Consider the following 12,647-nt stretch of genomic DNA (forward strand, 5'->3'; position numbering starts at 1 on the left):
GTTTCACCCCGCACTCACCGGGTCCCGGCGGGAGCAGGCGCCGTGAAACCCTCAGCGGTTGACGGTCTGGTTCTCGCGGACGGTGACGGTGAACTGCTTGCTCGACCGGCCGTCCGGGAGCGCCGGGGCGCTGGGGGCGCCGTCGGGGTCGGCGGAAGGGGTCCAGGTGACCTTCCATACGACGCTGGCCTTCAGGGTGTAGCCCCCTGCGGAGGATGCCTTCGTGTACGTGACGTTGCAGTCCGCGTCCTTGGTGTCGACGCCGTACTTCCCCCCGGCCGCCTTCAGGTCGTACGTGCAGCTCTGCGGGTCCGCGTACGGCGTTCCCGCGTCGATCGTCAGCTGCTCCGGCACCGCGGTCGTGGTCGCCGCGACGTGGATGCCGAAGTCCGCGTTGTCCAGGCTCGCGGTCACCCACACCTTCGGCAGCGCCTTGTCGAACGCGATCTCCGTGTCCAGGTTCACCAGTTGGTTCTGCGCGATCGGGCGTAGCGTGATATCCGGATTCGGCAGGACCGTCTCGTTGAACGCCAACCCGGCCAGCGTCTTCGGGTCGACCTTCGGAATGTCGGGCGTCGACGGCTGCTCCGGTGTGATCCACTTCCACGGGTCGAGCGCCGCGCACGCGTCGGCCTTGGAGAGGTCGGGGACGATCAGCTGGTACCAGCCGCCCTTGTCGCCCTCGTGGAAGTTGTCCTTCCCGTACTCCTGCCCCATCTCGTCCCAGGCCGACCCCGAGACCCAGTTGCTGTTGATGTAGTCCGAGAACTCCTTCGGAGTGAACTCCGGCTCATACCAACAAGCCGGCGGCGACCACCCCGACGCCGCCGGCGCCGTCATCGGGACCCCCGCGCCGTGGTAACTCTTCTTGTAGCTGACCTTGGATTGGATCGAGTTGGGTGAGCCGGGCCCTGGAGTTTTCTGAGTCGGCTGGTGGCCGTGTTTGAATTCGCCGACCTTGGCGTTGCCCGGTGGTGCTGATGCGAGCACGGCGCAACCGGTGAACACCATGACCGCCAGCGCGCGATGGCGGCGTTTCACGGCTGGCATCGGGCGACTCCTTCCTGGGAATTGTCGGTTGCCGTGACCCACGTACCATCTTTGGACTTGCGCATGAGGGAGCTGTGCAGAATGAAATCGTCGGAGCTCGGGGTGGTGGTGAGGACCTTGCCGCTCTTCGTGTCCTTGTCGTAGAGGTACCGCTCGTTCTCGCAGTACGTCACACCGGCCTGCGATCCGTTGATGGTGACCTTGCGGTCGTAGTAGTGCACCGACCCGCTGATGTTGTGTCCGTTCTTCTTCAGCGCGTCGATGGTTTCGCTCCACGTCTCGAGAGCGCCCTCGGACATGTAAGTCGTAAACAGAGGCAGGTTCTTGTCGAGCTTGGTGACGGCAACGTATGTGGCATCCAAGCCGTAGCCTTGGTCGCGGAGGATGGCGTCCTTTGTCTTGTCGCCAGTTGTGTCCGCGTCGATCGTGACCTTCACGTCGCTTGGAAGGTCGAACGTCGGGGCGCCGGGGGCCGTGGTGGGGGTGGGGGAGGAAGAGGCGGTGGTGGGGGGCGGGGTACTCGCGGGGGTGGTGGCCGCGATCTTGTCATCGTGACTGCCACCCCCGCATGCGGTGAGGAACAGGGCGGCCGCAGCCACGGTGCAGGCGGCGGCAGCAAACGTCGTGCGGGGTGCCATGGCGGACCCAGTCTCCCGTTGTCGGTGTACGCAGACGTGACGGGAGCAAAGGGCGAGGCGCTGCCGAGGAGTGGTCGTGCAGAGCCCCCCCGGGCCGGCCGCCCTTCACGGTGGCCACATTCTGCAACGTTCGGAGCCCTACGTTAGCTGTCGTCACGCGCCGCAGTCCACGACGACGCGGCCGACTCCACCGGCGCGTGCCCGGCCCCGCGTTCCGCCCCACCCCTTGCATTATGGTCAAGAACCCTTGACCATTACCGCATGCCCACCGAAGAGGTCCCCGAGACCCTCCACCTCACGACGGACGAGCAGTTGCGCGCCGTCTCCAACCTCACCCGCCACCGGATCATGGCGGCACTCCGCTTCGAGCCGGCGACGATCACCCAACTCGCCGAGCGGGTGGGCCTGGCGAAGGGCAGTTCGAGCTACCACGTGCGGCTGCTGGAGCGGGCCGGACTGGTGAAGGTGGTCCGCACCCGGAAGGTGCGGGGCGTCACCGAGCGGTACTACGCGATGGCCGCGCGGACGATCGTGCTGCCGGACCCGGGCGAGGGAGGGCCGGACGTGCTGATGCGGCACGCGGTCGCGGACCTGGAGGCGGCGCGGACGGACAGCGAGCGCCATGTGCGGATGGCGCATCTGCGGCTGACGGACGAGCAGTTCGCCCAACTGGGGGCGCGGCTGGAGGCGTTGGCCGACGAGTACCGGGAGCTGTCGGACCCGTCGCTGCCGGACACCTCGCTGGTGTTCGCACTGTTCCGCCCGGCGCCGCGCCGGCAGGCCGAGGGGGACGCCAAGTGACCGCGGAGACACGGAAGTTGCCGGCCGGGTTCGGGCGGCTGTGGACCGCGCAGACGGTGTCCTCGCTCGGCGACGGGGTGTCGCAGGCCGCGATGCCGCTGCTCGCGCTGACGCTGACGCGCGACCCGATGGCGCTCGCGGTCGTCACGGCGGCGGGGACCCTGCCGTGGCTGCTGTTCGGGGTGCTCGGCGGTGTGCTGGTGGACCGGTGGGAGCACCGGCGCACGATGGGGGTGACGGACGCCGCGCGTGCGGCGCTGATCGCGGTCCCCGCGGTGGCGGCCGTACTGGACGCGCTGAGCATTCCGCTGCTGGCGGCCGTCGCGTTCCTGCTCGGCCTGGGCGGGCTGTTCTTCGACACGGCCGCCACGGCCTTCCTGCCGGACCTGCTGCGCCGCGACCCGGCGCTGCTGGAGCGCGCCAACTCCCGTCTGCGCGGCGCCCAGACCGCCATGTTCGGCTTCGCGGGGCCGCCCGCGGGCAGCGCGCTGCTCGCGCTCGGGCGGGCGTTCCCGCTGCTCGCCGACGCGGTGTCGTTCGTCCTGTCCGCGCTGCTGGTCCGCACGCTGCCCGCCGTGCCCCGGCCGGTGCCGGAGGCGCGCGAGTCCCTGCTGCGGCAGGCGCGGGCGGGGGCGTCGTACGTCTTCGGGGACCGGTTGCTGCTCGGGCTGGCGCTGCGCCCGGCGGTCGGGAACGTCGCGTTCCTCGCGGTGGAGACCGTGCTCGCGCTCTTCGCGCACGAGCGCCTGGGCATCGACACGTACGGCTACGGCCTGCTCCTCACGGCGGAGGCCACCGGCGGACTGCTCGGGACGGGCGCCGCCTCCGCCCTCGGCCGACGGCTCGGCACCGGTACCGCGCTGACCTGCACGGCCGTCGTCGAGGGGCTCGCCGTCCTCGGGCTGGCCGCCGCCCCGAACCCGTACGCGGCCGGGCTGGCGCTCGCCGTCTGCGGTGCGGGCATGGGCGCCACGATGGTGCTCGGGCCCTCCCTCCGGCAGGCGATCGTCCCGGCTCACCTCATGGGCCGCGTCGCCTCCACCTCCCGCATGCTGGCGATGTGCGCCGCCCCGGTCGGGGCCTTCCTCGGCGGCTGGCTGGCCACCGCCTACGACATCCGCACCCCGCTCTACGCCGCCGGCGCACTCCTGCTGACGATGACGGCCGTCACGGCGTCCATGACCGGCAACCGCCGGGTCGAAGCGGCCCTGGCCGCCGCCGCCCCGGCCGCTGCCCCGGCCGCCGCCCCGGGCATCTGAACCCGGTCGGCACCGGGACGGGCCCGTCGCCGCGAGGGTTCGGCCACCCGGCGGCCGCTTCGAGACGTTCTCCTCGAAAGCTTCACCAGCCGCCGGCCGGCCCCCGTCGGCGGGCCCCGTCCGCGCCCCTCCGTCAACTTCCCTCCCATGGAACTCAGGTAGAGTCCCGCGGGTCGTGGGAACCCCCGCGACCAGCGGATTCCGGTAGTGCGCCGGCTGGCCCCGGCGGACCGGACAGGGGAGAGGTGCGCACACATGGGTGCCAACGGCACTGTCGACGAGATCGGGACGGAAAGGGTCGACACCGCTGAGCCGCCGGCGCCCGGGTCCGGCAAGATCGAGGGCACGATGTCGGGGGAGCGGCTGGTGTTCTTCACCGACGCCGTGACGGCGATCTCCATCACCCTGCTGGTCCTGCCACTGGTGGACCTCGTGCCGGAGGTCTCGGCCGACCACAAGGGCGCCAGTGAGGTGATCACCGGCCACCTCGGCCAGATCTGGAGCTTCCTGCTCAGCTTCGCCGTCGTCGCGAACGTCTGGCGCGAGCACCACCGCGCCTTCTCGGCGGTCACCCGGCTCACCCGCGCCCTGGTGATATGGAACATGGGGTGGCTGCTCGCCGTCGTCGTGCTCCCGCTCCCGACCGAGATGATCGGCACCTTCGGCCGCGACCGGTTCGCCGGAGGCTTCTACTACGCCACGCTCCTGGCCACGATGGTGTGCCGGCTGGCGATGCTGCGCATCCTCAAGTCCACCCCGCAGCTGCTCGAGGAGGACGGGCGGGGCGCCCGCGTGGACATCGACGAGTCGTTCACCGAGAGCTACTGGAACGTCATCGCCCTGGTGGCCGCCTTCGCGATCGCGCTCGCCGTGCCCCTGCTGCAGTACTACAGCCTGGCGCTGCTGATCCTGCCGCGGCGGGTGCTGAAACTGCGGGCCCGCACCGCGGCCTGACGCCCGCGCGCACGCGAGCGGCCCACCGCGGGCTGCGCCGGGGCGGTGGAGATCCTGCGCAGATCTCGTGTGGCGGTCCCGCGGACATCACACTCCGGCGGGCTGCCCCGTCGTACGGGTGAAGGCGGCGCACCACGCGCCGCACCCACGCGACAGCGAAGGCGGGAACCCACCATGGAAGCTCGGATGGACCTCACGGGCAACGCGCTCATGAACAAGGTCATCCCCCACCTGGCCACGGCCGGCCGGCTGACCATGACCTCCTCTATACCGGCGGCGACCCTCGAACTGGTGCGGCTGCGCGCCAGCCAGATCAACGGCTGCGCGTTCTGCACCGACATGCACACCAAGGAGGCCGCGCACGCGGGCGAGAGCGCGATCCGGCTCAACCTGGTCGCGGTCTGGCGCGAGGCCACCGTCTTCACCGACGCCGAGCGCGCCGCCCTGGAGCTGACCGAGCGGGCCACCCGCGTCGCCGACGGCGCCGAGGGCGTCAGTGACGAGGTGTGGGCCGCGGTGACCAAGCACTACGACGAGGACCAGATCGCCGCCCTGCTCACCACCATCGCGCTGATCAACGCGTTCAACCGGCTCAACATCATGATCCGCCAGCCCGCGGGCTCCTACGTCGTCGGTCAACTCGGCTGATCCGCAAGCCCGTCCGGCGCTTCCCCCGGCCGCCTCCCACCCCCGCGTCCACCAGAGTTCACCCACGCGTAACGGGCCGCCCGGACAACCCGGACGGAGGGTGCGCGGTCGTCCTTGTCGGGGGGATTCCGCACCGGCCCGATGCAACGCGAAGGCCCTGGCGACCCTCCACACAAGTAGGCGCGCGCACCCGCGCCGCGCCGCCGGAACCCCGGCGGGCGGCAGGGCGCGGGGGGAGGGAAGGGTCGGTATGGACGCAGGCTCGCATCCGGGCGGCGGGGCGGTGGCGCAGCGGCCACCCGCGGCGGTGGGCGGCGCCCCTGCGCCGGCCCGCCGCGACGCGCTGGGCGGAGCACCGGACCGGGCACCGGCGCCGAAGGAGGGGACGGCACCGGACGGCTCGGCCGTGCCCGCCCAGTGGCACCGCGGGATGACCCTGGTCGGCACGATCAGCCTGTTCATCGGCACCCGCGGCACCTGGTCCGACGCGATGGGCAAGCACCCGCCGCTCGCCGCGCTCATCTCCGTCTGCTACGCGGGCATCCTCCTCGCGGGGGTGGCCGCCGGCGCCGTACGGACCCGCCGCGCGCTGGTGCGGACCGACGCGGGGGTCCTGCTGATCGCGCTCGTCCTGGTCGGCTGCCGGCTGGCGCTCCACCACGCCGGCGCCGACGAGGGCGTGCTCACCGCCCAGGCGGCCCAGGCCATCGACCACGGCCGGCCGATCTACGACCAGCCGTGGCCCTGGCTCTTCGAGCACTCCCGCATCGCGCTCACCAAGACCATGAGCGGCGGCGCCGACTACACCTACGGCTACCCGCCGCTGGCCGCGCTGCTCACCGCGCCGGTGCACCTGGTGGTGCACAGCACCGCCGCGGCCACGGTCGTGACCACCGGCGCCCTGATGGCCGGCACGGTGGTGCTGTGGCTGATGCTGCCCGCGCCCTGGCGGTCCGCGGCCACCGCGGTCTGCCTCGGCTTCGACCTGCTGCCGCAGTACGCCCGCGAGGGCTACCCCGCCATGCTCGCCTTCGCGCTGCTGGTCCCGGTCGTGGTCCGCTGGCCGCGGACCGGTGCCGGAGGGCGGCTCGGCCGCGCCGGAGTGGTGCGCGCGCTGTGCCTGGGCGCTGCCTGCGCCTCCCAGCAACTCGCCTGGTTCCTCACCCCGTTCCTCCTGGTCGCCCTCTACGCGGTACGGCGCGGCGAACTCGGCCGCCGCGACGCGCTCGCCGTCACCGCCCGCTACACCGGTACGGCCCTGCTGTCCTGGGCCGCGCTCAACGTCTACTTCGCCGCACAGGACCCGGTGGGCTGGGTGCACGGCATCATGCTGCCGCTGACGCAGAACGCGATCATGCACGGCCAGGGCGTGGTGGACATCTCGTACTACTTCACCGACGGCAGCAGCCGGCTGAGCTTCTACTCCTACGGCAGCGTCCTGCTCCTGCTCGGGCTGCTCGCGGCGACCTGCCTGTTCGTCCGGCGGCTCGGGCTCGCGGTCACGGTGCTGCCCTGGGCGTCGTTCTACTTCGCCACCCGCTCCCAGGACGGCTACTTCTTGATGCTCACACCGCTGTGGCTGGCGGCGCTGGCGACAGTGCCCGCCTCCGCGCTGGCCGGCGCCTGGCAGCCGCGGCTGCCGGGGCGGCTGCGCTCGCGGCGCGCGAAGGCGGCGGTGCTGGCCGGGCTGCTGGTCCCGGCGGTGGCGTGCGTGACCGTGGCCGCCGCGAGCCCGCCGCCGATGGCGATGACGGTCACCCCGCGGCTGGCCCGCGCGCACCACGGGGTGACCGCGGTGAGCGTGCGCGTGACCAACCGCGGCTCCGTGCCGCTGACCCCGCACTTCGCCACGCGCAGCGGCCAGGGCTCCTCCAACTGGTGGTCCATCGAGTCCGGCGACCGCACCCTGGCGCCGCACGCCTCCACGACCTACCTGCTGCGGCCGCCCGGCGGTTACCGCGGGTTCCCGCCGCACCAGCACCTGTACCTGACGGCGTTCACCGACCGGCCGATGACGGTGACGGCGGCGCTCATCCCGTCCAAGGGCGCGCCGCCGCGCTGAGCCGCCGCGCTGCCCTTCGCTACGACGCCGCCGGTGCGGGCGGGCGGACCATGAAGACGTCGATCGGGTCCTCGGACTCGACGGTGAATCCGTGCCGCTCGTACAGGCGGCGGGCGGCACTGCCCTGGAGCACGATCAGGCGGGTGGTCTCGCCCGCCCGGTCCGCGCGGGCGAGCAGCGTGCCCAGCACCCAGGTGCCCAGGCCCCGGCCCTGGTGGGCGCGGGCGAGGTAGAAGTGCTCCAGCACGCGGGAGCCGTCGGGCTCGGGGCGGAAAGTGACCGAGCCGGCCAGGGCGCCGTCCGCCAGGACGATCGAGGTGTGCTCGCGGGAGAAGCCGTCCCGCAGCCGCTGCCGGACCCGGTGCTCGTCATAGCGGCCGAGGCGTTCGAGGTCGGGGCGCATGACGAGCGCGCGCAGGTCGGCGACCGTCTCGACATCGGCGGGCGTCGAGGGGCGCAGCGACCAGCCGCCGGCCGCGGCCGTCCTCGTACCGGTGCTTGCGGCCGTGTTCGTGCTGTCCATGTCCGTCCCTCTGCCGGTGTGTGCGGCGGTGCTCAGTCGTCGCTGTCCTGCTCGGCCCCCGCGGAGGGGCCGTCCTCGTCCTGGCCGCCGCCGGACTGGGCCGGGACGAGGACGCCCGGGCCGCCGGTGATCTCGATGCCCTCGCGCAGGAAGGCGCGCCTGATCCGCCAGCGCAGCTCGCGGGAGACGCTCGCGGCCTGGCCGGGCATGGTGCGGGCCTGCGCCTGGAGCACCACGGAGTCCTCCGCGACCGACTCCAGCCCGAGCACCTTCACCGGCTCCCACAGCCGCTCGTCCCAGGGCGTCTCCTTGGCCATGTCGTCCGCGGTCGCCGTGATCACCGCGCGGGCCCGGTCCAGGTCCTCACCCGCGCCGACCTGCACGTCCACCACCGCGGTGGCCCAGCCCTGGCTGAGGTTCCCGATCCGCTTCACCTCGCCGTTGCGGACGTACCAGATCTCGCCGCCGTCGCCGCGCAGCTTCGTGACCCGCAGGCCGACCTCCACCACGGTGCCGGTCGCCACACCCGCGTCGATCACGTCGCCGACGCCGTACTGGTCCTCCAGGATCATGAACACGCCGGAGAGGAAGTCCGTCACCAGGTTGCGGGCGCCGAAGCCGATCGCGACGCCGGCCACCCCGGCGCTGGCCAGCAGCGGCGCCAGGTTGATCTTCAGCACCGACAGCACCGTCAGCGCGGCCGTGCCCAGGATCAGGAACGACGCCACGCTGCGCAGCACCGACCCGATCGCCTCGCTGCGCTGGCGGCGCCGCTCGGCGTTGACCAGCAGTCCGCCCAGCGCGGTGTTCGCGGCCACCTCCGCGCCCCGGTTCATCCGTTCGATGAGCCGGCTGATGGTCTTGCGTACCACCGAACGGAGTACCACCGCGATCGCGACGATCAGCACGATCCGCAGGCCCGAGGTGAGCCAGTTCGCCCAGTTGTCGTCCACCCAGCTGCTGGCCTGCGCCGCCGAACGGGGCACGTCGGCGAACGGCGCGGTGTTCTGGGGCTGCGGCGTCGGGCTGGACACGGGGACCTCCGTCGGGGGAGCCCGGGGGCTCGGGGTGCGAGGGCTCCAATGTAACGGCGGCCAAACACGTGAACGATGCCGTCTCGTTGCCCCGCGGAGGAGCGGAAGGCCGCTGATCGGGGGATGTATGGAGGGTGCGGCGGCGTTGTCCTACCAGGGACCCGGAGCGGCAGGGGCGCGAGTGTGGTCCAAAACACCCTCGGTCCGTTACCCGGGCATGGTGGCGCAGTGCACCGCATTCCGGAGAGACTGAGGCCAGATCGTCCCGGCGCGAGCCACGCGCCGCCGGCGCCTAAGGAGGCATCCGTGCCGCATGTCCTGGTCCTGAACGCGTCGTACGAGCCACTCGGCGTCGTACCGCTACGCCGCGCGCTCATCCTCGTGCTCAACAACAAGGCCGTGTGCCTGGAGGAATCCGGCGCCTACCTGCACAGCGAGACCCAGGCGCTGCCCGCGCCGAGTGTCGTGAAACTCACCAAGTTCGTACGCGTCCCCTTCCGGGGCACGGTCCCGCTGACCCGCCGGGCGCTCTTCGCCCGGGACGGCGGCAAGTGCGCGTACTGCGGGGCCGCCGCCACCAGCGTCGACCACGTCATCCCGCGCAGCCGCGGCGGCCAGCACGCCTGGGACAACGTGGTGGCGGCGTGCAGACGCTGCAACCACGTGAAGGCGGACCGCCACGTCGCCGAGCTGGGGTGGCGGCTGCGCCATCAACCGGCCCCGCCGTCGGGGCTGGCCTGGCGGATCATCGGGACCGGACATCGGGACCCGAGGTGGCTGCCATACCTGCAACCCTTCGGCGCGGACGACGCCCTGGCCCGGATCGACGGCATATCAGCCTGAGATCCGGGCTTCTTGCTTCCCACCGCGGTACGCCCGCCCGCCCCGGGCGCACCGCGGTGCCGGCCTCCACCGCGCCGCCGGCGCCGCCGAGGCACCGCCTTTCCCTGGGCGGGCCGACGCCCGCGGGGGAGGCGGCGAACGTGCGAGGATGGGCCTGCCACCGGCGGAAACCCGGTGAGCGGGACCCGGGTGATCGCTATCCGGATCGATCCGGTCGACACGTTCGACGAGTTCGGCAGTGAAGGAGAAGGCCGTCGTGGCTGGTACGAACCTCACGCGTGCGGAGGCGCAGGAGCGGGCGCGCCTGCTCCGCGTGGAAGCGTACGACATCGAGCTGGACCTGCGCGGGGCCCAGGACGGCGGGACCTTCCGCTCGGTGACCACCGTGCGCTTCGAGGTCCGCGAGCCCGGTGCGAGCTTCATCGACCTGATCGCCCCGGCCGTCCACGAAGTGGTGCTCAACGGGACCGCGCTCGACGCGGACCGCGTCTTCGCCGACTCCCGGATCGCCCTCGACGACCTGCCCGCTGGGCCGAACGAGCTGCGGGTCGTCGCCGACTGCGCCTACACCAACACCGGTGAGGGCCTGCACCGCTTCGTCGACCCGGTCGACAAGCAGGCGTACCTGTACACGCAGTTCGAGGTGGCGGACTCCCGCCGGGTCTACGCCTCCTTCGAGCAGCCCGACCTGAAGGCGGACTTCGCCTTCACCGTCCAGGCGCCCGCCGGCTGGACGGTCGTGTCGAACTCTCCGACGCCGCCGGCCCCCGAGGACGGCGTGTGGGTCTTCGAGCCCACCCCGCGCATCTCGTCGTACGTCACCGCGCTGATCGTCGGCCCGTACGCCTCGGTGCACAGCACCTGGGAGGGGGCGGGGCGCAGCGTGCCGCTGGGCGTGTACTGCCGGCCCTCCCTCGTGGAGCACCTGGACGCCGAGGAGATCTTCGCCGTCACCCGGCAGGGCTTCGACTGGTTCCACGACAAGTTCGCCCACCCGTACCCGTTCGCCAAGTACGACCAGCTGTTCGTCCCGGAGTTCAACGCGGGCGCGATGGAGAACGCGGGCGCGGTCACCATCCGCGACCAGTACGTCTTCCGCTCCAAGGTCACCGACTCCGCGTACGAGGTGCGGGGGGAGACCATCCTGCACGAGCTGGCCCACATGTGGTTCGGCGACCTGGTCACCATGGAGTGGTGGAACGACCTCTGGCTCAACGAGTCGTTCGCCACCTACACCTCCATCGCCTGCCAGGCGCACGCCCCCGGCTCGAAGTGGCCGCACTCCTGGACCACCTTCGCCAACAGCATGAAGACGTGGGCCTACCGGCAGGACCAACTGCCCTCCACCCACCCGATCATGGCGGAGATCAACGACCTGGAAGACGTCCTGGTCAACTTCGACGGGATCACCTACGCCAAGGGCGCCTCGGTCCTCAAGCAGCTCGTCGCCTACGTCGGCATGGACGCCTTCTTCGCCGGTGTGCAGCAGTACTTCAAGCGGCACGCGTGGGGCAACACCCGCCTGTCGGACCTGCTCGGCGCGCTGGAGGAGACCTCCGGGCGCGACCTGAAGTCCTGGTCGAAGGCGTGGCTGGAGACCGCGGGCATCAATGTGCTGCGGCCGGAGATCGAGGTCGGCGCCGACGGCACCGTCACCTCCTTCGCGGTGCGGCAGGAGGCGCCCGCGCTTCCGGCCGGCGCCAAGGGCGTGCCGGTGCTGCGGCCGCACCGCATCGCGATCGGCGCCTACGACCTGAAGGACGGCGTGCTGGTCCGCACCCGCCGGATCGAGCTGGATGTCGACGGCGAGCGCACCGAGGTGCCCGAACTGGCCGGCACCGCCCGCCCGGACGTCTTCCTGCTCAACGACGACGACCTGTCGTACGCCAAGATCCGGCTGGACGAGCAGTCCCTCGCCGTGGTCCGCGACCACGTCGGCGACTTCACCGAGTCGCTGCCGCGCGCGCTGGTCTGGGCGGCCGCGTGGGACATGACGCGCGACGGCGAACTGGCCGCCCGCGACTACCTGGAGCTGGTGCTGCACGGCATCGGCAAGGAGAGCGACATCGGCGTGGTGCAGTCGCTGCACCGCCAGGTCAAGCTGGCCCTGGACGCGTATGTGGCGCCGGGTAGGCGGGAGGCCGAGGTGGCCCGCTGGACGCAGGCGGCGCTGGAGCACCTCCAGGGGGCCGACGCGGGCAGCGACCACCAGCTGGCCTGGGCCCGGGCGTTCGCCGGCACCGCCCGCACCGCCGAGCAACTCGACATCCTCCAGGGCCTGCTGGACGGCACCCGCTCCTACGACGGCCTCGCGGTCGACACCGAGCTGCGCTGGGCGCTGCTGATCCGGCTGGCCGCGACCGGCCGGGCCGGCGCGGACGCGATCGACGCCGAACTGGTCCGCGACCCCACCTCCGCCGGTGAGCAGCACGCCGCGGCCGCCCGCGCCGCCCGCCCGGACGCGGCGAACAAGGCCGAGGTGTGGACGTCGGTGGTCGACGAGGACAAGCTGCCCAACGCCGTGCAGGAGGCCGTCATCGGCGGCTTCGTCCAGAGCGACCAGCGCGAACTGCTCGCCCCCTACGCCGAGCGGTACTTCGCGTCCGTCAAGAGCGTGTGGGACTCCCGCAGTTACGAGATGGCGCAGCAGATCGTGACCGGCCTCTACCCCTCGCTCCAGATCTCGCGGCAGACCCTGGACGCCACCGACGCGTGGCTGGCCTCGGCCGAGCCGGTGCCGGCGCTGCGCCGGCTGGTGGTGGAGTCCCGCTCCGGCGTCGAACGCGCCCTGAAGGCGCAGGCGGTGGACGAGGCGGCCGGGTAACGCCCGACTCC

Annotated in this window: 11 protein-coding genes; 7 read left to right on the plus strand and 4 right to left on the minus strand. The window is 72.1% G+C overall.

The window, feature by feature from the left end; translation table 11 throughout:
• Window positions 1-51: 51 nt before the first annotated feature.
• Window positions 52-1,050 (minus strand): hypothetical protein, encoded by a 999-nt coding sequence (locus AC3ERT_RS27350; protein ID WP_435177340.1) that lies wholly within the window; start codon window positions 1,048-1,050, stop codon window positions 52-54.
• Complete coding sequence (locus AC3ERT_RS27355) at window positions 1,038-1,688, minus strand: hypothetical protein (protein WP_435177342.1); 651 nt, start codon at window positions 1,686-1,688, stop codon at window positions 1,038-1,040. The genes AC3ERT_RS27350 and AC3ERT_RS27355 overlap by 13 nt, the downstream gene beginning before the upstream one ends.
• 261 nt (window positions 1,689-1,949) lie before the next feature.
• On the opposite strand from AC3ERT_RS27355, the gene AC3ERT_RS27360 reads away from it, so the two are divergent.
• From AC3ERT_RS27360 to AC3ERT_RS27380, 5 genes are all read left to right on the plus strand, one after another.
• Window positions 1,950-2,489, plus strand: a complete 540-nt coding sequence (locus AC3ERT_RS27360) for an ArsR/SmtB family transcription factor (protein ID WP_435177344.1) — start codon at window positions 1,950-1,952, stop codon at window positions 2,487-2,489.
• Window positions 2,486-3,748 (plus strand): MFS transporter, encoded by a 1,263-nt coding sequence (locus AC3ERT_RS27365; protein ID WP_435177346.1) that lies wholly within the window; start codon window positions 2,486-2,488, stop codon window positions 3,746-3,748. Before AC3ERT_RS27360 ends, AC3ERT_RS27365 begins: the two co-directional genes overlap by 4 nt.
• Before the next feature lie 255 nt (window positions 3,749-4,003).
• Window positions 4,004-4,702: a TMEM175 family protein gene (locus AC3ERT_RS27370; RefSeq protein ID WP_435177348.1), complete on the plus strand. Its 699-nt coding sequence runs from the start codon at window positions 4,004-4,006 to the stop codon at window positions 4,700-4,702.
• Window positions 4,703-4,876: 174 nt separating this feature from the next.
• On the plus strand, window positions 4,877-5,350 hold the full coding sequence (locus tag AC3ERT_RS27375) for a carboxymuconolactone decarboxylase family protein (protein ID WP_435177350.1): 474 nt from the start codon (window positions 4,877-4,879) through the stop codon (window positions 5,348-5,350).
• Window positions 5,351-5,600: 250 nt separating this feature from the next.
• Window positions 5,601-7,412 carry a hypothetical protein gene (locus AC3ERT_RS27380; protein WP_435177352.1) on the plus strand — a complete coding sequence of 604 codons (1,812 nt, stop codon included), beginning with the start codon at window positions 5,601-5,603 and terminating at the stop codon, window positions 7,410-7,412.
• A 19-nt stretch (window positions 7,413-7,431) separates the two neighbouring features.
• Here AC3ERT_RS27380 and AC3ERT_RS27385 read toward each other — a convergent pair whose 3' ends face one another.
• Both AC3ERT_RS27385 and AC3ERT_RS27390 read right to left on the minus strand, forming a co-directional pair.
• Window positions 7,432-7,935, minus strand: coding sequence for a GNAT family N-acetyltransferase (locus AC3ERT_RS27385; protein WP_435177354.1), 504 nt, complete (start codon window positions 7,933-7,935; stop codon window positions 7,432-7,434).
• Between the two features lie 32 nt (window positions 7,936-7,967).
• Entirely contained in the window at window positions 7,968-8,969 is a 1,002-nt protein-coding gene (locus AC3ERT_RS27390; RefSeq protein ID WP_335978032.1) for a mechanosensitive ion channel family protein, read from the minus strand.
• 306 nt (window positions 8,970-9,275) lie between these two features.
• Between AC3ERT_RS27390 and AC3ERT_RS27395 the strand changes: the two genes are divergently transcribed.
• Together AC3ERT_RS27395 and pepN are read left to right on the plus strand one after the other, a co-directional pair.
• Window positions 9,276-9,812 carry an HNH endonuclease gene (locus AC3ERT_RS27395; RefSeq protein WP_103889250.1) on the plus strand — a complete coding sequence of 179 codons (537 nt, stop codon included), beginning with the start codon at window positions 9,276-9,278 and terminating at the stop codon, window positions 9,810-9,812.
• A gap of 256 nt (window positions 9,813-10,068) precedes the next feature.
• Entirely contained in the window at window positions 10,069-12,636 is a 2,568-nt protein-coding gene (pepN, locus tag AC3ERT_RS27400) for an aminopeptidase N (RefSeq protein WP_435177356.1), read from the plus strand.
• Window positions 12,637-12,647 lie beyond the last annotated feature (11 nt).

It is taken from the genome of Actinacidiphila sp. bgisy145 (genome assembly GCF_057708125.1).

Excerpts from the sequence above, each read along its gene's own strand:
- AC3ERT_RS27350 (WP_435177340.1), bottom strand. The coding sequence starts at position 1,050 with ATGCCAGCCGTGAAACGCCGCCATCGCGCGCTGGCGGTCATGGTGTTC.
- AC3ERT_RS27355 (WP_435177342.1), bottom strand. The coding sequence starts at position 1,688 with ATGGCACCCCGCACGACGTTTGCTGCCGCCGCCTGCACCGTGGCTGCG.
- AC3ERT_RS27360 (WP_435177344.1), top strand. The coding sequence starts at position 1,950 with ATGCCCACCGAAGAGGTCCCCGAGACCCTCCACCTCACGACGGACGAG.
- AC3ERT_RS27370 (WP_435177348.1), top strand. The coding sequence starts at position 4,004 with ATGGGTGCCAACGGCACTGTCGACGAGATCGGGACGGAAAGGGTCGAC.
- AC3ERT_RS27375 (WP_435177350.1), top strand. The coding sequence starts at position 4,877 with ATGGAAGCTCGGATGGACCTCACGGGCAACGCGCTCATGAACAAGGTC.
- AC3ERT_RS27380 (WP_435177352.1), top strand. The coding sequence starts at position 5,601 with ATGGACGCAGGCTCGCATCCGGGCGGCGGGGCGGTGGCGCAGCGGCCA.
- AC3ERT_RS27385 (WP_435177354.1), bottom strand. The coding sequence starts at position 7,935 with ATGGACAGCACGAACACGGCCGCAAGCACCGGTACGAGGACGGCCGCG.